This window comes from Thiospirochaeta perfilievii (assembly GCF_008329945.1).
Lineage (GTDB): Bacteria > Spirochaetota > Spirochaetia > DSM-2461 > DSM-2461 > Thiospirochaeta > Thiospirochaeta perfilievii.
In genome coordinates this window covers 779,356-800,160 of record NZ_CP035807.1, presented here as the reverse complement: position 1 = coordinate 800,160, position 20,805 = coordinate 779,356, and the positions used below count along the sequence as shown (strand labels likewise).

Genomic DNA, 20,805 nt, shown 5'->3' with positions numbered 1-20,805 from the left:
ACATTTTATATAAGGTATTAGGGTATTTAAATGGGAAGACGTGGAGAATTATTTTCTACAAGACAGTTTACAGAAGATGGAAAAAAAACATATTTTTTTAATGTTAAAGAGAATAGATATGGAGATTTCTATGTAAATTTAGCGGAGAGTGTAAAAAAAGATCATGGATTTCAAAGATTTTCCATAATGATATTTAATGAGGATTTAGACCTATTTAAATCAGAATTTAATAAAATATCTGTAATAGCTCTTAATGATGGAAGAGAAACATATGAAATTGCCCCAGGATCAGGTAAACGAAAGTATAAGTTTATTGTAAAAGATGGATATAAGGGTGAGACTGAACTTGTGTTAATAGAGTCTTTAACTAAAGATGGGAACTATAATAATCAATCTATCCGTGTGAAAAAAGAGGACCTTAGTAGTTTTATTTCTGGTTTGGATAACGCAATAAAATTTATTGAAGCGAGAGCTAAAAAATAATGTTTTTAAAAAGCATGGAATTAATGGGCTTTAAATCCTTTGCTGATAGAACTCACATCGATTTTTCTCCTGGAATATCAGCCCTACTAGGACCAAATGGTTGTGGTAAAAGTAATATTGTAGATGCTGTTAAGTGGGTCTTAGGTGAACAGTCAACAAAAAATATGCGTGCCCTTAAGATGGAGGATGTAATATTTAATGGGACTGTGAAGCGTAAGGCTCTTAATGTAGCTGAAGTTACACTAACAATTAGTAATGAGACTAACATATTAGAAATCGATGCACCTGAAATTGAGATTAAAAGACGGTTATATCGAAATGGAGATAGTGAATACTTTATCAATAATACAGTTGTTAGATTAAAGGAGTTAAGAGAGCTCTTTTTTGATACAGGTATTGGTAAAACTGCCTACTCCATTTTGGAACAGGGGAAAATTGACCAAATTCTCTCTAGTAGACCAGAAGAGAGGAGATACCTCTTTGAAGAAGCCGCTGGAATAACTAAATATAAGTTAAAAGGTATAGAAGCGGCAAAAAAATTAGAAAAAACCAGGGATAATATTAAACAGGTTCAAAATATATTAACTGAGGTAAGTAAAAGCTATTTTACCTTAAAAGAACAGTCTGAGAAAACAACAGAGTATAGGGATATTAAGAATAAACTTTTTGATATCGATGTAAATCTTCAACTGCTTAAAATTGAAAAGTTAAAAGAGCTTCATCAAAGACGAGGCGAAGAGCATAAACAGAGAGAAAAAAGTCTAAAATCAATTGAAGATGATATAAAACTTTTAGGTAGTGATCTCTCTGAGAGTCATAGGAATCAAGGCCAAATTAAAAACACTCTTTCAGAGAGCCAGAAGAAACTCTATGGTCTTGGTGTTGAGAAAGAGTCTTTAAAAAATAGAATAACAGCTAACAAGGATAGGGAGAAGGAGTATAATCTCCAGTTTAAGTCCCTTGATGAGCGGGAGAGTAAATATAACTTAAGAAGTAAAGAGCTTAAAAGTGATATTGAAGAGAAAAACAGAACTAGCGAGGGTTTAAAGTCTGAATTAATCACTTTTGAGAAAAATCTAAGTAAGTACATAACGGAGAACTCTAGGTTTAGTGAACATGTCCAGGGTTTAACAGATAATATCGAAAACAATAGTAATAATGTTGCCACTTACGAAGATAAAAAAGATGGAATAATTGAAAATATAAAAGATCTTGCAACTAAAATAACAGATAAGTTAGAAGAGAGTCTAAAGAGTTTCTCTATTGAAAAACATGAGACTCTTGTAGAGATGTTTAGGAAACAGTTAAAGTTATCTAAAACAAACCCATCAATTTTATTTAACCTTGAGAGGGATTTTGATGAGTTAATTAATAATTTTCCTATAAATTTGTTAAAACTAATTAGTGAAGATAAAAATTTAAGTCAAAAAAAGAGTTATGATCTAGAACTTAAAGATATAACAATAAAAATCCAAGAGTGTAAGAGTGTAATTCAAAAATCCAAAGATGAAATAAAATTAACAAATAGTAAAATCGAGATAAATAGTGAGCTTATATCAAAAGAGAAGATAAAGATTGCCGAGAGTAAGGTTAAGTTATCAGGGATTGAAGAGAATTTAGTATTAATTAATAAAAACCTAGTGGAGGAAGAGACTCTTCTTAATGAAATTAAGCGAGAGAGAATTCAAATAGGTGAGAAGATAAAACAGATTGTAATGGATAGAGAAACTCTATCAAAAAAATTAGAAGAATTAAAACTTAGTGAAGAAAAAATTAGTAGTGATATTAAAAAAATGGAAGAGGAAGTAAATAAGCTTCTTAATAATAACAGGGATAAAGAGCAGTTATTAAATAAAAAAAGAGAAAACCTCTCTAAAATTTCACTTCAAATTGAACGATATAATTTTGAAACAGAGCATATAGATAATAAGGTTGCTGAACTTTATGAAGAGTTTAAGGATAAATACTCTATAGAGTTAACTGATGCTAAGAATAGTACTGAGATATTAAATAGGGATGAAGATACCCTTAAACAGGCTATAGCAGACTTAAGAGTAAAACAGAAGATGATAGGACAGATAAACTTAATGGCTCCAGAAGAGTTCAAAGAGGTCTCTAAAAGGTATCACTTCTTAAAATCTCAAATTGAAGATTTGAAAAATGCGGATGAAAACCTTAGTAAAATTACTGAACAGATAAAGAGTGAATCTACAAAGCTTTTTTCAGAAACTTTTTTTAATATACAAAAAAGTTTCTCTGTTATGTATCAAAGACTCTTTGGTGGAGGATCCGCAGAACTTCAATTAACAGACCCTCATAACGTTCTAGAAAGTGGTATTGAGATCTACGCAAGACCACCAGGTAAGAGCCTAGAGAATATCTCCCTACTTTCAGGAGGAGAGAGAAGTTTAACAGCTGTAGCCCTGCTTTTTGCTACCTATGAGATAAAGCCTTCTCCTTTTTGTATTTTAGATGAAATTGATGCTGCCTTAGATGAGAGAAATATATCCCGGTTTGTAAATACACTAACTGAATTTTCTAAAGAGTCACAATTTATTGTAATTACCCACAATAAAAAAACAGTTACTGGATCAGGTGCACTTTTAGGTGTTACAATGCAGGAGTCTGGTGTTTCAAAATTAATAACAATGAGGTTAGAACATGAAGAAGAAGAAGAGTAAAATATCCATTACACAGTTTTTTTCCAACGCATGGCTTGATTTAAGATTTAAACTTATTATCTTTGCATCATTTTTTATCGCATTTTTATTGGTTATGTTCTTAATAGCTAGAGATGTTCAAAATGATAAAAAGATCTTAGAGAGTAAGGCAAATAAGTATGAAACATATGTAGATCAGCTTCTTCTAGCCAAGTATAGTGTTGATGAATTAAAAAATATGAATGATGACCAGTTAAAATTAGCTGTAGATGTTGTTATAGATGAAGCTAATAACATTATGGTCGAATCCCCAAAGTTAAACGACTTTATACTTCCTGTTAAGGATGATGACTACTCATCATTTTTTGAACTGACTAGGGAGGCAAAAAGTAAATGGAGCCAAAGTGATATTGATCAGTTCTGGATTGATTTAGAAACATTAGATATTAAAAATTTAGATGAGAATAATTTTGACTACCTTAAAGCTCGACTTAAAGATATTAGATAAACTTATTATTATACTATCAATATTCCTCTCATCCTGTCAGACCCTGGAGATAGTTGACATATCCTCGGAGTTAGAACCGTTTGAGAATTTAGATGTAAAGGAGTACCTTATTCCTGAACTACAGAGGGTAGATACATTAACACTTGTAATAAGTAACTCATTTTATAGGCCAGAGTTAATAAAACCAAAGGACTACTTACTTCCTGTTTTAGACTTTAAGAAGTTATTTGTAGTTAGTGAAAGTATTCCATTTAATAGTTACAAAGCTAAGGAGTTCTCCCTTCCTCCAATGGAGATAGAGATAGTTCCTAAGGAAACTTTAGTTGCAAATAATCCAGATATAACAAAACCAAAGGTTGTTACAAGTAAACCGGTTATTACAAAACCAAAGGTTGTTACAAATAAACCGGTTATAACAAAACCAACGGTTGTTACAAGTAAACCGGTTATTACAAAGCCAAAGGTTGAAACAAATAAACCAGTTATTACAAAACCTGTAGAGTCCACACGATTTTTAGATGAAATGGATGTTTTAGTTGGTAAAAGCTTTACAATTGAGATGGATCAAACAGGGTGGTTATATGAAACTACGTTAAAGGATCTTTATTTCGAGAATAAATTTTATACAAATGATAAAGTTTTATTCGAATTTACTCCTCAAAAATTAGGAGAGTATTTAATAAGTTTTGTTAAATATACAGGGGATTCAAAAAAATATACAAGGGTAAAGGTTAATGCAGTAGTTGATAGTCCTAATACTATAAAAGAGGAGAATAATATTGTTATAATGCCTGATAATATAGTTGAAAACCTTAGTGAGAAAAGGGTCCTGGAGAAGGCGTTAGAAGACTTAAGTAGTTACGATAATCCTGATGAGATATATTATAAACTTGGACTTATATATTTTGATGAGGGTATATTAAAAAAATCAAAAGAGTTATTTGAGTATATTTATGATAATTACCCTCTTAGCATCTATTATGAGGATGCTAAAATAAAAATGGAATATATTATAGATAACTTCCTAAAAGTTAGGTAGATTTCCTATAAATGTTGACATTCCTATGAAATTATTATAAAAAGTAGTACAAATTAGAGGGGCTTTCAGTAGTGTTAGAAAATATAGCGCAAAAATTTACAGATATTACAAAACAACTTTCAGGTAAAGGAAAGATTACAGAAAAGAATATAGAAGATGCAGTAAACGAGATAAAAATTGCACTTTTAGAAGCGGATGTAAACCTTAGAGTTGTAAGAAGATTTGTTAATAGAACTATAGAAGAAGCAAAGGGTGAGAAGGTTTTAAAGGCCGTTGATCCAGGACAGCAGTTTACTAAAATAGTCTATGATAAGATTGTTGCCCTACTTGGTGATGAAAACCAGGCTCTTAATCTTAATAGCCCCAATAAAACAACTACTATATTAATGCTTGGACTTCAAGGAGCAGGTAAAACAACTGCATCAGCTAAGCTCGCATATAAATTGAAAAAAGAGGGCCGAAATCCACTATTAGTTGCTGCAGACTTGGTTAGACCAGCTGCAATAGAGCAATTAAAGGTTTTAGGTAGCCAAATTGATGTTCCTGTCTACTTTGAAGAGCATAAAGATGCAGTAAAAATAGTAAATAACGCTTTAGACTATGGAAAAAAGAATCAATTTAATACTATAATCATTGATACTGCTGGTCGACTTCAATTAGACCAAGATATGATGAATGAAATAATAGCTGTTAAAAAGGCTGTTAATCCAGATGAGACTATGTTTGTTGCTGATGCAATGACAGGTCAAAATGCCGTAGAGATAGCAAAAAGCTTTGATGAGCAAGTTGGTATCTCTAGTGTAATGTTAACGAAATTTGACTCCGATACCCGCGGCGGTGCTGCTCTTTCCCTCAAAAGCAGCACAGGGAAACCTATTAAATTTATAGGTATTGGAGAAAAAATTGAAGATATAGAGCCTTTTTTCCCAGAGCGGGTTGCCTCTCGAATTCTGGGTATGGGAGATGTTGTATCTCTTGTAGAAAAGGTGCAGGAGAGTGTTACCCAAGACGAAGCGGAACAGATGCAGAAAAAGATGATGAGTGCTACATTCACATTAGAGGATTATCTGGATCAGTTCAAAAAGCTTAAGAAGATGGGGTCAATGCAGTCTCTAGTTGGTATGATTCCAGGAATGGCCGGGAAGATTAACGATGAAGATATAGATGAAAAGGGCATGAAACGAGAAGAAGCAATAATTCTCTCAATGACAATTCTTGAAAGGAGAAACCATAGACTTATTGGTCCTCCTAGGAAAAAGAGAATTGCCAAAGGTAGCGGTACTAGCGTTGCCGAAGTATCTAGGCTTCTGAAAAAGTTCGATAAAATGCGACTTATGATGAAGAAAGTTACTAAAAATAAAAAATACCAAGCTCAGCTTATGCAACAGTTTGGCGGAATGATGTAACAGGAGAAATTGTTAATGGTTAAAATTCGATTAAAAAGATTAGGGGCTAAAAAAAGACCTTATTATAGAATTGTTATTATGGATTCTCGAACACCTAGAGATGGTCGAGCTATCGAAGAAATAGGTTTTTACCACCCAGTAGAAGCTGAAGATAAACAAATTAGAGTTGATCAGGAAAAAGTTGATATGTGGATCAAAAATGGTGCACAACCAACAAAAACTGTAAAAAAACTTCTTAATAGAGCTAAAGCAGCAAAGTAAGTAGGGACGAATGGAAAAAGATCTTGTTGAATACATTGTAAAATCACTTGTAGATAATCCGGATAGTGTAGAATTAAACGAGATAGAAGGTGATAAATCTACTATACTTGAGTTAAAAGTAGCTGATGGTGATATTGGAAAAGTAATAGGGAAGCATGGTAGAATAGCAAGATCAATTCGAACTATCCTAAATGCTACTAATAACAGTAGTCATAGACGAACTGTATTGGAAATTTTAGATTAATATGAGTCAGATAATTGTTGGTAAAATAAGAACTTCACATGGTGTAAAAGGTGATTTAAAAGTATTTAGTTCATCTGGAGACTATGATCACTACTCGAATTTTGAAACAGTAGTTTTAAAAAAAGGTAATAGATCAAAGAGTTTTGAAGTAGAAGCTGTTAAAGGCAGTGGAGCATCTACACTATTAAAATTAAAGGGTATTGATTCTCCTGAAGAGGGGAAATTATACGCTGGTTATGATATTTTAGTTGATGAAGGGTTAAAAGCACCTTGTTATGAGGGTGAGTATTACCAATCGGATTTAATTGGCTGTGACCTTGTGTATCAAGGGGAGACTTTAGCTACCGTTTTAGACATGGTCTACGGTGGCCCAAATGATCTTTTAGAGGTTAAAAAAAGTGATAACGATGTTGTTGTTTTAGTTCCCTTTAGAAATGAGTTTGTCGGTGATGTTGATATTATCAACAAAAAGATAGAGTTAAGAGTAGACTGGATTTTAGATTAGATGAAATTCAAGATCTTAACACTATTCCCTGAGATCATAGAAGGATTCTTTAGTTCATCTATTATGGCTAAGGCCGTAGAGAGAGGACTAATAGAGTATGAGATTTTAAATATTCGTGATTATGCTTTAGATAAGCATAAAAAATGCGATGACTACCCCTTTGGTGGTGGTGCTGGAATGGTACTAAAGGCTGAGCCATTGGCTTTAGCTCTAGACTCCATAAAGGCAAAAGATAAAACTGTAATATTTCCTACTCCATCTGGAGTGAAATATACGCAGCAACTAGCTGAGCAGTTTTCTAAAGAGAGTGAGATAGTGCTTGTCTGTGGTCGTTACGAAGGTATAGACCAAAGAGTTATTGATGAGTATGTAGATCATGAGGTTTCTATAGGTGATTATGTTATATCATCTGGAGAGATTTCATCTTTAGTTGTAATTGACAGCATTTATAGACTTTGTGACGGTGTAATTACGAAGGAATCCTTAGAAGAGGAGAGCTTTCAAGGGAAATATCTAGAGTATCCCCATTACACTAGACCTGCTGAGTTTAGAGGCCTTAAAGTTCCTGATGTCTTATTATCAGGTAATCATAGGGTTATTGAAGAGTGGCGATGTAAAAAGCGTTACGAAAAAACATTAAATAACAGACCAGATCTTTTAAAAGATTAGGGTCGAAGGATTTGAATATGGATATCATAAAAGCAGTAGAAGCTAAACAGTTAAAAGATAATCCTGAAAACTTCAAAATTGGAGATACTGTAAAAGTTCACTATCGAATTGTTGAAGGTACTACAGAGAGAGTTCAGGTTTATGAAGGTATAGTAATTGCGAAAAACAATGCTGGTATTAGAAAAACATTTACTGTTAGAAAGATCTCTTTCAACAATGTAGGTGTAGAGAGAGTTTTTCCTATAAATTCTCCAAGAATTGAAAAAGTTGAAGTTTCTAGACTTGGAAAAGTTAGAAGAGCTAAACTTTACTACCTAAGAGAAAGAGTTGGTAAAAAAGCTAAGGTTAAAGAACTTATTAGAAAAAAGGTTAAGTAATTGTGCCTAAATGGAACTTTCTATAAAAGAAAGTTCTTTGAAAAAAAGTTAGATAACCTTATCTACTTAAACTGTCCTAAGGGGCAGTTTTTTTTTGCCCTTTTAAAAAAGTAAAAAAAAAGTCACCTATAAAAGATGACTTTATAATCGTTTATTGTAAATTATTACTCAATAATTGCAATAATATCTGACATTTGCACTATAAGATGATCAGCAGAATCAATCTTTACAGGTGTACCTGCATATTTATCATACATAACTTTATCACCTGCTTTAACTGTTATTGTCTCAGTATCATCGCCAATAGTTACAACAACACCCTGCTGAGTCTTTTCCTGAGCTGTTTGTGGAATAAATAGTCCAGAGGCTGTTTTTGTTTCTGCTTCTTCTATTTTAATTAATACTCTATCACCTAATGGTTTAATTTTCACATGTAACTCCTTAACTATCATAAAAACTTAAATATAATATAGTCAAATTTAGTTCTATGGGCAACATAACGTAAGTTTTTTTGAAAATAAATTGTCATTTTGTTATTTATTTATTATTTTTTTATTAACAAAAGGATATAGAGTGTTAGGAAGGTTAGAAGTGCTGGACAATTTATCTAGAGCAATTTTTTTTATGGAAGATTTCTCTATTTTTAAAGAAGTACAGATAAATAAATATCTATCAGAAAAAAAGAATAATAAAAAAGTAAGTTCCCCAGAGCTGGATATGATAATCGATTTAATAAAGGATTATTGGTGTGATCTCCTAGCTACTGGTTATATAAATAATAAAGATACTAAGGAAAAAGAGGATATTTTTAAATCAATTGAAATAATATTCCCATATTCAGATATCCCATCAAGCTGGAGTGATGGAATAACCTATGTAGATTTTCACTCTTTTAATCGCTAACTGTTACTTTTTGACACACCTTGAACAAATAATATATAAATAAGGATAATTTGACCCACTTCTGATAACAAAAGAATAAAATGTGTTTTATTGACTCAACTTTCATTAAAAATAACTAAAAATTCTGATCTAACCCCCTTAGTTAACCTCTAGAATAGTTGGCACGCTACTTGCTTTATTGTTTACATAACAGTTCCTATGGAGGATACAATGATTAATAATGAAGAAAACTTACTAGCATTATATTTAGATGAGATAAATAGAATACCTTTATTAACAAGAGAAGAGGAGGACTCAATAGCTAGAAAGCCTTGGATGGTGATTCAGAAGCTAAAGAGAGATTAATAACTTCTAATCTTAGGTTCGTTGTCAATGTTGCAAAAAAATATAAAAACAGTGGAATACCCTTTGAAGACTTGATAAATGAGGGGAATTTGGGTCTTATGACTGCAGTTGATAAGTTTGATCCAGACAAAGGGTATCATTTTATCTCCTACGCAGTATGGTGGATTAGACAGTCTATATTAAAAGCTGTATGTGAAAAATCAAGATCTATACGACTACCCCTTAATAGAGCTAACGAACTTGTTCAAATTCAGAAAACTCAAAGAGAGATTTCAAGGGTAACAGGAGAACAAGTTGATACTAAGGAAGTCGCAGCAATATTAGGTATGGATAATATTAAAGTACAAGAACTAATTGAAATATCCCAAGATTTAATATCACTAGACTCTCCAAGTTCAGATGCCTCTGATTCAGGTAACCTTGGTGATATTATTGAATCAACATATAAAACACCAGAAGAAGAGGCTTTAACTAACTCCCTTAAGGAGAGTATAAATAGTGAGCTTTCGAACTTAAATGATAAAGAAGCTATGATCATAAATTTAAGGTTTGGTCTAAATGAAAATAAACCCCTCTCTTTAAGGGCAATTGGAGATCAATTAGGTGTAACAAAAGAGAGAGTTAGGCAAATAGAAAAAAAAGCTTTAGAAAAACTAAGGGATTCTGTAAATAGGGAATCACTAGAGGTTTTTGTCGCTTAAAAAGTTTGACTTCCACCACTTCATATATAATGATTATTTATATAGATTGGAGGAAAATATGGACAAAAAAAACGTTTACTTTTTTGGTAGTGGTAAAGCAGAAGGCTCAACATCTATGAAAAATTTACTTGGGGGAAAGGGCGCAAACCTGGCAGAGATGACCAATTTAAATATCCCTGTCCCTCCTGGTTTCACAATATCTACAAAGGTTTGTAAAATATATTCAGAGAAAAATCACTCTTATCCTGAAGATGTAAAAAAAGAGATAGAATCAAATATTGTAAAACTAGAAAAAGAGACAAATAAGAAGTTTGGCGACCCTAAGGATCCTCTTCTAGTCTCTGTGCGTTCTGGAGCAGCTATCTCAATGCCAGGAATGATGGATACAGTTCTTAATCTAGGTTTAAACTCAACATCTGTAGTTGCACTAGGCCAGATAAGTGGTAATCCACGTTTTGCATGGGACTCCTACCGAAGGTTTATTCAGATGTTTGGAGATGTTGTAATGGGTGTCTCCCACTCCCTCTTCGAAGATAAATTAACATCAATTAAAAACTTTCATAATTATGATCTAGACACAGAATTAAATGTAGATGACTTAAAAGAGTTGGTAAATCTCTATAAGGAAGTTTATAAAGATAATACGGGAGAGAGTTTTCCCGAAGACCCTTTGGTGCAATTATGGGCTGCAATTGGAGCTGTTTTTGGATCATGGAATAATGAGAGGGCGGTTAAATATAGAACTATAAATAAGATAGATGGTTTAATTGGTACCGCTGTTAATGTTCAATCAATGGTTTTTGGAAATTTTGGTGATGATTCCGGTACTGGTGTATGTTTTTCAAGGGATCCAGCTACAGGAGATAACTACTTTTATGGTGAGTATCTAATGAATGCCCAGGGAGAGGATGTTGTTGCAGGGATTAGAACACCTCAGAAACTAAGCACATTAGAGAGTGAAAACCCCCAGTTATATAAAGAGTTATTAGATGTTAAACAGACACTGGAGAATCACTATAAAGATATGCAGGATATGGAGTTTACCATAGAGAGGGGGAAACTCTTTCTCCTTCAAACTAGAAATGGAAAGAGAACAGGTCAGGCAGCTGTTAAAGTAGCTGTTGATCTTGTTTCAGAGGGTCTAATAGATAAAGAGACTGCAATTATGCGTGTAACTCCAGATCAGTTAGATCAACTTCTACATCCAATGATTGATCCAACTACACTAAACTCCTTAAAAGCTGTTGCAACAGGTCTTAATGCTTCTCCTGGAGCTGCATGTGGAGAAATTGTATTCACTCCAGAGGATGCAGAGGCAAAGGCTCTAGAGGGGCGTAATGTCCTATTGGTAAGAAGAGAGACATCCCCAGAAGATATTGGAGGGATGAATGCTGCAGAGGGTATATTAACAGCTACAGGCGGTATGACAAGTCACGCTGCTGTTGTTGCAAGGGGAATGGGAAAACCCTGTGTCGCCGGTTGTAAAGCTGTTGAGATATCAGGTAAAGCGATGAAGATAGGTAATAACTATTTTAAAGAGGGGGATACAATAACAATCGATGGTAGTAGTGGAAATGTTTATAGTGGAAAATGTATTTTAGTATACCCTAAATTAACTGACCAGTTAGAGATATTTTTAAAATGGAGTGATGAAGTAAGAGAGAGTGCAACTAGGGATGGAGTTAAAAAAGGTTTTGATGTTAGAGCAAACGCTGACCTTCCGGAGGATGCAAAAAGAGCTAGAGAGTTTGGTGCAGTAGGTATTGGACTTTGCCGTACTGAGCATATGTTTTTTGACGAGGCTAAACTTGAACACTTTAGAAGAATGATTGTAGCTGATAGCCTTAGTGAGAGGGTTGAAGCCCTTGAAACAATTAAAGATCTACAGATCTCAGACTTTAAGGGAATTTTTAAGGTTATGGATGGACTCCCAGTAACTATTAGGTTATTAGACCCTCCATTACATGAGTTTGTACCTGGCGATGAGTTTGATAGTCTAGCTAAAATGCTACATAAAGATGTATCAGAACTGAAGTTAAGAATTGAGTCTCTAAAAGAGCAAAATCCAATGCTTGGACATCGAGGTTGTAGGTTAGGTATAACTTATCCTGAGATATATGATATGCAGATAGAGGCTATTATTCGTGGTGCAATCTTTTGTCAAAGGGAGGGTATTAAAGTATTCCCAGAGATAATGATACCCCTTGTAGGGACTGTTAATGAGCTAAAAATTCTACGTGAAAGATCAGAAATTATAATTACTAGACTTTTTGATGAGTTAAAAGATAGTGTTCCCTATAAAATTGGAACAATGATAGAGATCCCAAGGGCAGCATTAACCGCTGATAAAATTGCAGAATATGCTGACTTTTTCTCCTTTGGTACAAATGATCTAACCCAAATGACATTTGGTTACTCAAGGGATGATGTAGGCTCCTTTGTTCCTGAGTATTTAAGTAAAAAGATACTACAGAACGATCCATTTCAAGTTCTTGATGAAGAGGGAGTAGGCCAGTTAGTTATAACTGCGGTAAATAAGGGTAGAAGTGTTAAGAGTGATTTAAAAATGTCCATATGCGGTGAACATGGTGGAGAGGCAAAATCTATAGACTTTGTATATAGAAGTGGGCTAAATTTAGTCTCTTGTTCTCCATTTAGAGTTCCATTGGCAAGGTTAGCTGGTGCACAATCAGTAATTAGGAATAGAACTTAATTTATATTTATGTATAATATAAATTATGAATAGTTATTTAACATTGAAAAAAATATTAATCGACAGTGTGGCTCTGTATAAGTCACACTTTTTATATGCAACCATCTTAATTGGGGCTGTATTAGGACCGTATACTATCTTGGTTAGAATGGAATCTTTACCAGATATCTTTATAGTTATTATCCCTATTTTTGTATTTCTAATGATCCTAGTAGAGGTCGTTTCCACAGGATTAATTAGTACTGGATATGTAGATAGGGAGTTTATAATATGGGAAGAGATACAAAGTAGTATCCCTAAGGTTGTTGTTTATAGTTTTATCACTTTTATAGGTGCTGGTCTTATCTTTTTAGGTTTATCTATATTTATAATTCCAGGTATTTTAGCTATGGTCTACTTAAATCTTTTAAAAGTCGAATATGTTGTTGGTAATAAAAGTTTAAAAGAGTCTATAATAGCCACTACAAATAGTTTAAAAGATGGATATTTAATAAAAATATTAAAAATATATATTTTCCCAATAATACTACAATTTTTATTAGCACTAATCATCTCCCCATATATAAATCCATTAACTATGGAGAGTGATATATACGCTATATATCCATATTTAACAGTGGCACTGATAATAATTTTTCCAATATCTATATGTTTTAGAGTTTCAATATATTACAACTGCATAAAAGAGAGATTATTAAATTCTACCAACCAACTCGTATAACTCCTTTTTTGTTAGTTCAAACCATATAGGCCTACCGTGGGGACATCTAGCTTGATCCAGTTGAAAAGCAGCATCGATTAACTCCCTTGCTGCAACAGGATCTATTGGGTCTCCCTCTTTAATTGCACTTCGACAGGCTAAAGTATCATATAGGTCTCTTTGTATATCTGCCTTTGCACCCTTTTTACTCTTTATAAAGTCTATTATTTCAGAATCTAGTAACTTACAAAAGCTTGGTAGAGCGGTAATTTTATAGGTATCATCGTCTAATTTTGCTACTTTAATCCCAAGTTCTAAATATGTATCTAAATTCTTTTCTATAAGGTTTATATCCTCATTTGTAACTTCAAATTCTATTGGTAGAAGAAGATCTTGTGAGTTAACTTTTTGACTAGTTAGTTTATTGTAAAGAATCCTTTCATGGGTTGCGTGTTGGTCTATTACATAGAGGGTGTTATCCCTCTCTACTAGTAGAAAAACATCCATTATTTGACCTAAATATTTATAACTTCTAGAGTTGTTATTATTAGTTACCTCATCCCTTAGCTCTTGGTGGCTTTTAAAAGTAGGAGGATTTTCTAGAAATGAATCAAATTTCTCCTTATATACCACATCATTTTTAACTGGGATATTTTTTGTATAGTTATAATCCCGTTTAGAATCTATTAATTCCTTTACTATTGGTGCAGATGATTTATGGGAAGTTAACATATTATAGTGGTACTGACTTAAAAATGACTTTACCAATTCAACTAGCCTATGATGTATTGTCTGAAGATTATTAAACTTAGCCTCTTTTTTAGCAGGGTGGATATTAAAGTCAATTAAAGATGGATCCACATCTATAAAGATAAATGCAATAGGGTAGTTCCCTCCTGGTAATACTTCGTTATAACCATACTGTAAGGCTTGAATAAAGGCGAATTCGGTTATACGTCTCTTATTTGTATATACATGCATATACTTCCTATCTTTTCTGTGGAGTTCAGGTCTTCCTAATACGGCTTGAATTTTAAAACCTTCCCCTTCACAGGATACCTCCTCTAATAAGGATGAGTTAAACTTATTTTTGAAACTATTAATTACCCTCTCTTTAAGGGTTGATTTAGGTAGAAAAAGTTCAAGTTTGTCATCCTTATAGAATTTAAAGTTAATATTTGGGAAGGGGATAGCCTTCTCTAGAAAGGTATTTTTACAAAGTGTTGTCTCAGCAGATGCTTTTTTTAAAAACTTACGTCTTGCAGGGATTGAGTAAAATAGGTCTGAAGCGTTTATTATAGACCCAACTGAACCTCTAAACTCGTTAAGGGATAGAAACTCTCCTCCATGAACAATCAGTTTATATGCTTCCTCCCCCTGTTTTTTACTTACTATGCTTAATTTTGTACAGGTTGATATACTAGAGAGCGCCTCACCCCTGAATCCAAGACTCTTAAGGGATAATAGATCATCCTCAGTCTCTATTTTACTTGTTGCGTGGGGTAGGTAGCAGAGGGAGAGATCCTCTCGACTCATTCCAGAACCATTATCAACTACTCTTATATTTGTAACTCCACCATTTTCAACATATATAGAGATGTCGCTACTACCTGCATCAATAGAGTTATCTAAAAGCTCTCTAACTACCGAATATGGTCTATCTATAACTTCTCCTGCAGCTATTTTCTTTGCTACTAGGTCGTTTAATTTTTTTACTGGTTTCATAATTTAATATTAGCAAAAAAAAGCCCTATGTATAAGTATAGGGCTTCGGTTTTTAATTAATAATAGATACTAAAGTTTAAAGTTTACTGCGATTTGTGTATTTGTTATCCACTGTTCAGTAACAGATTCATCAACATTAGTTGTATCAATATTATCTACAGCATCTCCGTTATATTTAACATCAACTATAAAAGATACCACCATATTCCCTTGATAGTAGCTTACGCTACCACCAATTATTGCGTTAGTTGGATCAATTATAGAGTTGAAACTATCCATACCATTTTTGAGATAGAAGAAATCGGCACTAACAATTTTTAATATCTCATCATCTATATGCAGTGTCCCTTTAAGTGAAGGGTATAGTTGAGGAGCTTCTTCTGCAGAGAGTGCTGGAGTATCAAAAAGTGATAATATTCCAGTTAGCCTAGCATCAAAGTATAAAATTTTAGGTATTTCAAAACCAAGCGACGCAGCCATATCCTGTTTTGCAGGAATGATTTCATTAGGGTCTGAGATATTACCATGGTATATATCAAAGTTTGTACTTGTTCTATTTAAGTCATAACTTGCGTTAAAGTAGTCTGCGATATAGTTCTCTTTCTGATTAATATACTCTAATTTATAGTTAATTAGGCTTATTACTTTTCCACCTAAACCGTAAATTTGAGCACTAGACTCATTTTGAAAAACCATATCCCCATAGATATTAAGACCAAAAATTGGAGTATCTATAAAAGGGATGGTTACATCTACACCGTATATTGATACAAGATCATCAGAGGAAGAGTCTATTTCAGAGTTATAAAAATAAGGATCCCTATCAATTACTCCTGATGCCGCAATTTCTACATTAGAGAGTACAGGAATAGATAGAGCCTTAAATGGTCTTGTGTATAATCTACCACCTAAAACATCTACAGCTGCTATATTACCAACAAAGGATTCAAACCCTATGTATGGGAAATTAAATAGAGCTCCATCTATATCTAGTGCTAAACCAAAAACTCTAGTCTCTGGTAGAAACTGCATATTTGAGTAGTCACTTAATATTGAACCATTACCTAGAGTGGCTCTATTAAATTGCCCTGCTTTTAAGTAAAAATTTTCATCCTTTTGTCCTAAACGGATATAGGCAATTTTAGCTAAATATAGGGATAGATACTCTTTGGGAGTTCCATCCTCAATTATCCAGTCATCCTGTAGAATTTCAAAAGCTGGCTCACCCTCTGCTGAAATCTTAAGAGTAAATCTTAAATCAACATTTAGACCAATTCCAAAAAAGCCAAGGTTTAACTCTGGCATTAAAGCGATTGATTGATAATTTAAGCCGTTAATATTTTGGTTACTTAAACCAATTCCCATTCCCATCCCTTCAGAAGGTTGCATCCCTTGGGAAAACAGTTTAACTGAAAGAACAAATAATAAAACTATAATAATATTTTTTTTCATCTATATATCTCCTTTTTTTTGTAAAGATAATATTTAATTATACACTTTTTAGAAAATTATAGTAGTGTAAATACCTAACTCTAAGCTTAATTTAACTGTACTATAATTTTTGTAACCAACATCAATATAAAAACTTGTTTTATTAATGTCTTTAACATTTAAAACAGTCTCGTGTCGGAATCCCACACCAAATTTACTATCTAATTGATCAAAATTAAGGTATAAAGCCTCCTCATGTTTATAATTATAAGGTTTATCCAGTACTTTATCAAATAAAGGAGTAATAAGCAGGGGCCCAGATTTTCCTGGCCAATTAAAGTTTGTCTTAAGTAGAGTTGAAAAACTATTCTCCTTCAACATCAGGTCATTTGTTATATCCAGGATATAATCTTTAAATAACTCCTTATAATATATTAATTTCCACTGAAAAGAAAAAGTGTTACTTTTATTCTCTATATTGTAACTATTATTTGCTGTAAAGCTATTTTTTAAACTTCTGCTACTGGTAAATCCTAGGTCTAAACTATTTATTATATTTGTCTCTTCCCTAGTTGCATCATCGGTATAGGTTTTATTTAAACTATATGTAATGTTGTTAGGAATAAACAGATTTATTGAAGTCTCTATGTTGTTTTCTATTTCTAGTGATAGTAAAGAATTCAGTTTTTTATTTAAAAAAAGGTCATCGTTATAATAGAAATCTAGACCATTACCACTGTAAAAAATATCGGAGAAGGAGAGTTCTTTATAGGGATTGTACTCTAAAAACTTGCTTAAATGGTTTTTTACCCCCTCCTCTAAGTTATTTATACTACTACTCTCTAAGAATGAGTAATCTGTAGATATTTTAGGTTTAAGTTTTATATCCTTTAGGTCTAGAGTAATAGATATATCTCCATAATAGTTGTTAGAACCTATATTATCTGGATATTTAACCTGTTTGTAGCTAGTCGATTGTAAGGAATTAATTTCAAAAATGGATTTTTTAAGTAAAAAAGATAAACTACTGTTTAGATTATTACTAAGATCTAGGGTATTTTTGGGGATAATTTTGTAATAACTTTGGCCTATCTCGCTATTTAGTATATCTATAGAGTCATTACGCAGTTGGGTCAGCTGGCTATCTATAATTAATAAATAAGACTCTTCATTCTTTAATTCTAACTCAAATTGAGATACTCTTTTTCCACTTTCACTCCCTGTAGTATCTTCTAAATCAATTCTTAGATCTAAATATTTAGTGTCTAAATTAAGTTTACTATTTCTATAACTATTACTTGAGTATATAAATGAATCGCTAATAGATAGTGGTAACTGGAGGGTCGGTAGTGATACAAAGTAATTTAACTCCTTTATTGTATCATCAAATATTATACCAGCTTTAACATCCTTTTCTAAAAGAGTAAATCTTATATCTGCTGAGAGTAGGTAGGAGTTTCTGTCTGAATAATTAAAATAATTTGAAGTAGTTAATACAAAATTACTAAGAATCTCCCTATCTTTCCATGTTAAACTTAAATTAGGGGTATACTCTAATTTAATCCCACTCTGGTTGTAAAAGTCTGTAACAGGTTCACTTAAAACTATTGGAGAGAGTCTTAGTTCTGAACTTATTTCATAGTTAGATATATTATAAGATATACTATCTACTATACCACTACCTGTTATATCAAAAGTACCAATAGTATTGTTGTTGTTATTTATTGTTTTATTATCTAAATCAACTTCTATCCTATTATTCCCAATTTCTATATAACTCCCTGGAATTGTAATAGAAGCAACTACTTCCCCCCTGTTTTTAAGATTTAAATTAAAAGAAGTATCACCCTTAAATAATCCACTATTAGTTATTGTCATATTTAGTTTTTTATACTGGGTAATATCTATAGGGGATATTTTAGAGCCGATTTCTATATCTTTTCCATCTGTTGTCCCTGTAGTTTTTATTATCATATCCTCACTTAAACTACTTACTGTATAGCTATTTGAACCCTGATGTTTAACTAATGAATCCCCTGTAAAGCTAATTGATTTTAGTAGAATTAAGGACTTACTACCTTCATTTAACTGGATAACTATATTACTTATATATTTTAATTTAGCTCTCTCTTCTTCAGTAAAATCAACTGTATACTCTTGGTAGGTATCACTCTTATTAACTCTAATAGCTTTACTAAGAACATTATTATCAGGTAGATCAGGGTTTATAAATTTTATAGTAATATCCCTATCTGATAGGCTGCTAAGAAGGTTTATATTAAATTTTGTAGCCCATGAGTAGTTATCCTTATAATCCTTTAAGTTCAAATTAAGGGAAGCGGATAGGCCACTACCAATTTCATCTGATTCTAGAACTATAACATCAAATACAGAGTTACCTATAACATGGTTTATATAGTATGCTCCCCCGGAATCATCGGGAGCTAACTTTTGTATATCACTTGTTTCTAGAAAGATATCATTATCTATCCTCTTAATTAGATCTAGCTGGGAGTCGGAGATTCCAATCTCTGTACTTAAAAGAGGAATTATAAGGTTAGAAGTAGAATAGGAAAAAAGAAGATACTTTCCTAATGTATCCGGTGTTGAAATAACTGACTCAGAGGTTAACCTTCCACTTAAATAGCTATTTTTATAGTTTACTTCCACCTTTGATGATAGGTTCCCAATATTCTCATTAGTGGAGTAGGTATACTCTTCCTTGGATAGATTCCAATTCCCTGTGTTTGATAACTCTAAGCTTAAATTTTCATTTATATTATACTTACTACCGTAGGATAGTAGCAAATTTCCATTACCAATAGATGAATCTTCTTTATAATATATTACTATATCATCTAGGGGGGTAATCTGTTTTTTAAAGGATATTTTCCCACTATCAGTATCGTGGGTAAAGTCAGTATACTTAACCCCATTTATATTTACTGTTAAACTATTCTCTTTTACTGTTAATGGAACAGTAATAGAGTCTACAGTTGTAAATGTTTTAATATATATACTAATGTTACTATTTAGTCCCTGACCTTGGGCACTATATATATATGGGTCTAACTGAATTAGAGGATATCTATAATTCAAGTCTAGGTAATTATATGTAGGGTCATCAAGTATGATAAAACCGTTACTCTCCCTATAGTTAATTAGCTTTGTATCCTCTAGGAATATTTCATAATTACTGTTTGGATCAAAATTATCACTAGTATAAACACCTAGGTGCTCAAAGGGGAGAACTCTCCAACACTAAATATGGATAGGTAGTTTTTACCATCTATTATCTTAATATACTTATCCCATATCTCTGTTGCTGTTAGTGTTGTTACTATTCCTGGGTTATTATCTGGATCTATAAAATTATATAAAATAGTGGTTAATTCACTCTGTTCAAATTCATTCACATCTATATATATTTTATTAAAATCTGTGTTCTCAACATATAAAAGATGTTTATTTTTGTAATAGTTAAAGTTGTTTTTTTCTACAGTTAATAACTCACTACTATCATTACTATAGATTAGGTTAAAATCATTAACTTCGATTGGTAAGACAAAAAAATAACCTGTGGTGTAATTAGTAATATCTAGGGTATCTGTATCTACGTTTTGAAACCCTCTATAGGTTACCAAGTTCCTATCCTCTTTACTATAGATTCCTAATATCTCATGGGTTGAGTTTGAATTTTCAATTTTAGCCCTTATCCCTGGAGACCTATTTTTATTAATTGGGGGAGTATAGTGGGCATATTCTGAGATATTTAGATCGTCATTACCAATTCTAAACTCTTTTAGTCCACCTTCTCCACTATTTTGATATCCTAAAAGAAAAATGTTTTCATCACTATTTGATATAATGTTTGTTTCAAAGAAAAATTTGTTAAATAACCAAATGGATGCAGATAGATCTGGTTTTTGTTTAAAACTCAGATTTTTGAAAATATCAGAGGGTGTACCATTTGCAAATGTAGTTAAATCAAAAGTCCAACTACCTTCTAGGGATAGGTATAGATCGTTATCACTTAAAAGAGATGTTGCAAAAACTGTTTTTCCACTATCTTCTCCACTACAAAAAAAAATATTAGTAGCTAAGAAGATAATTAGTAAATATGTTTTTTTCATAT

General features: G+C 32.4%; 20 protein-coding genes. 15 read left to right on the top strand and 5 right to left on the bottom strand.

Annotated elements, in window-relative coordinates; genetic code table 11:
• Positions 1–30: 30 nt before the first annotated feature.
• The 10 genes from EW093_RS03690 to rplS all read left to right on the top strand — a co-directional run bounded on the left by EW093_RS03690 (position 31) and on the right by rplS (position 8,152).
• On the top strand, positions 31–483 hold the full coding sequence (locus EW093_RS03690; protein ID WP_149567096.1) for a DUF3276 family protein: 453 nt from the start codon (positions 31–33) through the stop codon (positions 481–483).
• A complete protein-coding gene (locus tag EW093_RS03685; protein WP_149567095.1) occupies positions 483–3,164 on the top strand; it encodes a chromosome segregation SMC family protein in 2,682 nt (893 codons plus the stop codon). The genes EW093_RS03690 and EW093_RS03685 overlap by 1 nt, the downstream gene beginning before the upstream one ends.
• Positions 3,145–3,651: a hypothetical protein gene (locus EW093_RS03680; RefSeq protein WP_149567094.1), complete on the top strand. Its 507-nt coding sequence runs from the start codon at positions 3,145–3,147 to the stop codon at positions 3,649–3,651. The genes EW093_RS03685 and EW093_RS03680 overlap by 20 nt, the downstream gene beginning before the upstream one ends.
• Complete coding sequence (locus tag EW093_RS03675) at positions 3,602–4,690, top strand: hypothetical protein (RefSeq protein WP_149567093.1); 1,089 nt, start codon at positions 3,602–3,604, stop codon at positions 4,688–4,690. The genes EW093_RS03680 and EW093_RS03675 overlap by 50 nt, the downstream gene beginning before the upstream one ends.
• 71 nt (positions 4,691–4,761) lie before the next feature.
• Positions 4,762–6,096 carry a signal recognition particle protein gene (gene ffh / locus EW093_RS03670; RefSeq protein WP_149567092.1) on the top strand — a complete coding sequence of 445 codons (1,335 nt, stop codon included), beginning with the start codon at positions 4,762–4,764 and terminating at the stop codon, positions 6,094–6,096.
• Between the two features lie 15 nt (positions 6,097–6,111).
• Complete coding sequence (gene rpsP, locus EW093_RS03665; RefSeq protein ID WP_149567091.1) at positions 6,112–6,357, top strand: 30S ribosomal protein S16; 246 nt, start codon at positions 6,112–6,114, stop codon at positions 6,355–6,357.
• 10 nt (positions 6,358–6,367) lie between these two features.
• On the top strand, positions 6,368–6,601 hold the full coding sequence (locus tag EW093_RS03660; protein WP_149567090.1) for a KH domain-containing protein: 234 nt from the start codon (positions 6,368–6,370) through the stop codon (positions 6,599–6,601).
• 1 nt (position 6,602) lies between these two features.
• Positions 6,603–7,106, top strand: a complete 504-nt coding sequence (gene rimM / locus EW093_RS03655) for a ribosome maturation factor RimM (RefSeq protein ID WP_149567089.1) — start codon at positions 6,603–6,605, stop codon at positions 7,104–7,106.
• Positions 7,107–7,775, top strand: coding sequence for a tRNA (guanosine(37)-N1)-methyltransferase TrmD (trmD, locus tag EW093_RS03650; RefSeq protein ID WP_149567088.1), 669 nt, complete (start codon positions 7,107–7,109; stop codon positions 7,773–7,775).
• 17 nt (positions 7,776–7,792) lie between these two features.
• Positions 7,793–8,152 carry a 50S ribosomal protein L19 gene (rplS, locus tag EW093_RS03645; protein ID WP_149567087.1) on the top strand — a complete coding sequence of 120 codons (360 nt, stop codon included), beginning with the start codon at positions 7,793–7,795 and terminating at the stop codon, positions 8,150–8,152.
• Between the two features lie 164 nt (positions 8,153–8,316).
• Here rplS and EW093_RS03640 read toward each other — a convergent pair whose 3' ends face one another.
• A complete protein-coding gene (locus EW093_RS03640) occupies positions 8,317–8,583 on the bottom strand; it encodes a co-chaperone GroES (protein WP_149567086.1) in 267 nt (88 codons plus the stop codon).
• A gap of 142 nt (positions 8,584–8,725) precedes the next feature.
• Between EW093_RS03640 and EW093_RS03635 the strand changes: the two genes are divergently transcribed.
• The 5 genes from EW093_RS03635 to EW093_RS03620 all read left to right on the top strand — a co-directional run bounded on the left by EW093_RS03635 (position 8,726) and on the right by EW093_RS03620 (position 13,535).
• Complete coding sequence (locus EW093_RS03635; RefSeq protein ID WP_149567085.1) at positions 8,726–9,055, top strand: hypothetical protein; 330 nt, start codon at positions 8,726–8,728, stop codon at positions 9,053–9,055.
• A gap of 210 nt (positions 9,056–9,265) precedes the next feature.
• Positions 9,266–9,400, top strand: coding sequence for a sigma-70 factor domain-containing protein (locus EW093_RS17935; protein ID WP_342781922.1), 135 nt, complete (start codon positions 9,266–9,268; stop codon positions 9,398–9,400).
• The gene (locus tag EW093_RS03630) at positions 9,367–10,101 is read left to right on the top strand and encodes a sigma-70 family RNA polymerase sigma factor (protein WP_342781921.1); all 735 of its coding nucleotides are present in this window, start codon (positions 9,367–9,369) and stop codon (positions 10,099–10,101) included. The genes EW093_RS17935 and EW093_RS03630 overlap by 34 nt, the downstream gene beginning before the upstream one ends.
• Positions 10,102–10,159: 58 nt before the next feature.
• Positions 10,160–12,814: a pyruvate, phosphate dikinase gene (gene ppdK, locus EW093_RS03625; protein ID WP_149567084.1), complete on the top strand. Its 2,655-nt coding sequence runs from the start codon at positions 10,160–10,162 to the stop codon at positions 12,812–12,814.
• Between the two features lie 25 nt (positions 12,815–12,839).
• The gene (locus tag EW093_RS03620) at positions 12,840–13,535 is read left to right on the top strand and encodes a hypothetical protein (RefSeq protein WP_149567083.1); all 696 of its coding nucleotides are present in this window, start codon (positions 12,840–12,842) and stop codon (positions 13,533–13,535) included.
• On the opposite strand, the gene mutL is transcribed toward EW093_RS03620, so the two are convergent.
• The 4 genes from mutL to EW093_RS03600 form a co-directional block, all read right to left on the bottom strand.
• A complete protein-coding gene (mutL, locus tag EW093_RS03615) occupies positions 13,509–15,239 on the bottom strand; it encodes a DNA mismatch repair endonuclease MutL (protein WP_149567082.1) in 1,731 nt (576 codons plus the stop codon). The genes EW093_RS03620 and mutL overlap by 27 nt on opposite strands.
• Positions 15,240–15,308: 69 nt before the next feature.
• Positions 15,309–16,691 carry a hypothetical protein gene (locus EW093_RS03610; RefSeq protein ID WP_149567081.1) on the bottom strand — a complete coding sequence of 461 codons (1,383 nt, stop codon included), beginning with the start codon at positions 16,689–16,691 and terminating at the stop codon, positions 15,309–15,311.
• Positions 16,692–16,739: 48 nt separating this feature from the next.
• Entirely contained in the window at positions 16,740–19,769 is a 3,030-nt protein-coding gene (locus tag EW093_RS03605; RefSeq protein ID WP_149567080.1) for a hypothetical protein, read from the bottom strand.
• Positions 19,770–19,900: 131 nt separating this feature from the next.
• Positions 19,901–20,803 (bottom strand): hypothetical protein, encoded by a 903-nt coding sequence (locus tag EW093_RS03600; protein WP_149567079.1) that lies wholly within the window; start codon positions 20,801–20,803, stop codon positions 19,901–19,903.
• Positions 20,804–20,805 lie beyond the last annotated feature (2 nt).

Bases quoted from the DNA above. Each gene is read 5' to 3' on its own strand.
- EW093_RS03660 (WP_149567090.1), top strand. From the start codon at position 6,368: ATGGAAAAAGATCTTGTTGAATACATTGTAAAATCACTTGTAGATAAT.
- EW093_RS03690 (WP_149567096.1), top strand. From the start codon at position 31: ATGGGAAGACGTGGAGAATTATTTTCTACAAGACAGTTTACAGAAGAT.
- mutL (WP_149567082.1), bottom strand. From the start codon at position 15,239: ATGAAACCAGTAAAAAAATTAAACGACCTAGTAGCAAAGAAAATAGCT.
- EW093_RS03680 (WP_149567094.1), top strand. From the start codon at position 3,145: ATGAAGAAGAAGAAGAGTAAAATATCCATTACACAGTTTTTTTCCAAC.
- rpsP (WP_149567091.1), top strand. From the start codon at position 6,112: ATGGTTAAAATTCGATTAAAAAGATTAGGGGCTAAAAAAAGACCTTAT.
- EW093_RS03610 (WP_149567081.1), bottom strand. From the start codon at position 16,691: ATGAAAAAAAATATTATTATAGTTTTATTATTTGTTCTTTCAGTTAAA.
- EW093_RS03675 (WP_149567093.1), top strand. From the start codon at position 3,602: ATGAGAATAATTTTGACTACCTTAAAGCTCGACTTAAAGATATTAGAT.
- trmD (WP_149567088.1), top strand. From the start codon at position 7,107: ATGAAATTCAAGATCTTAACACTATTCCCTGAGATCATAGAAGGATTC.
- rimM (WP_149567089.1), top strand. From the start codon at position 6,603: ATGAGTCAGATAATTGTTGGTAAAATAAGAACTTCACATGGTGTAAAA.
- rplS (WP_149567087.1), top strand. From the start codon at position 7,793: ATGGATATCATAAAAGCAGTAGAAGCTAAACAGTTAAAAGATAATCCT.
- EW093_RS03620 (WP_149567083.1), top strand. From the start codon at position 12,840: ATGAATAGTTATTTAACATTGAAAAAAATATTAATCGACAGTGTGGCT.
- EW093_RS17935 (WP_342781922.1), top strand. From the start codon at position 9,266: ATGATTAATAATGAAGAAAACTTACTAGCATTATATTTAGATGAGATA.
- EW093_RS03685 (WP_149567095.1), top strand. From the start codon at position 483: ATGTTTTTAAAAAGCATGGAATTAATGGGCTTTAAATCCTTTGCTGAT.
- EW093_RS03600 (WP_149567079.1), bottom strand. From the start codon at position 20,803: ATGAAAAAAACATATTTACTAATTATCTTCTTAGCTACTAATATTTTT.
- ppdK (WP_149567084.1), top strand. From the start codon at position 10,160: ATGGACAAAAAAAACGTTTACTTTTTTGGTAGTGGTAAAGCAGAAGGC.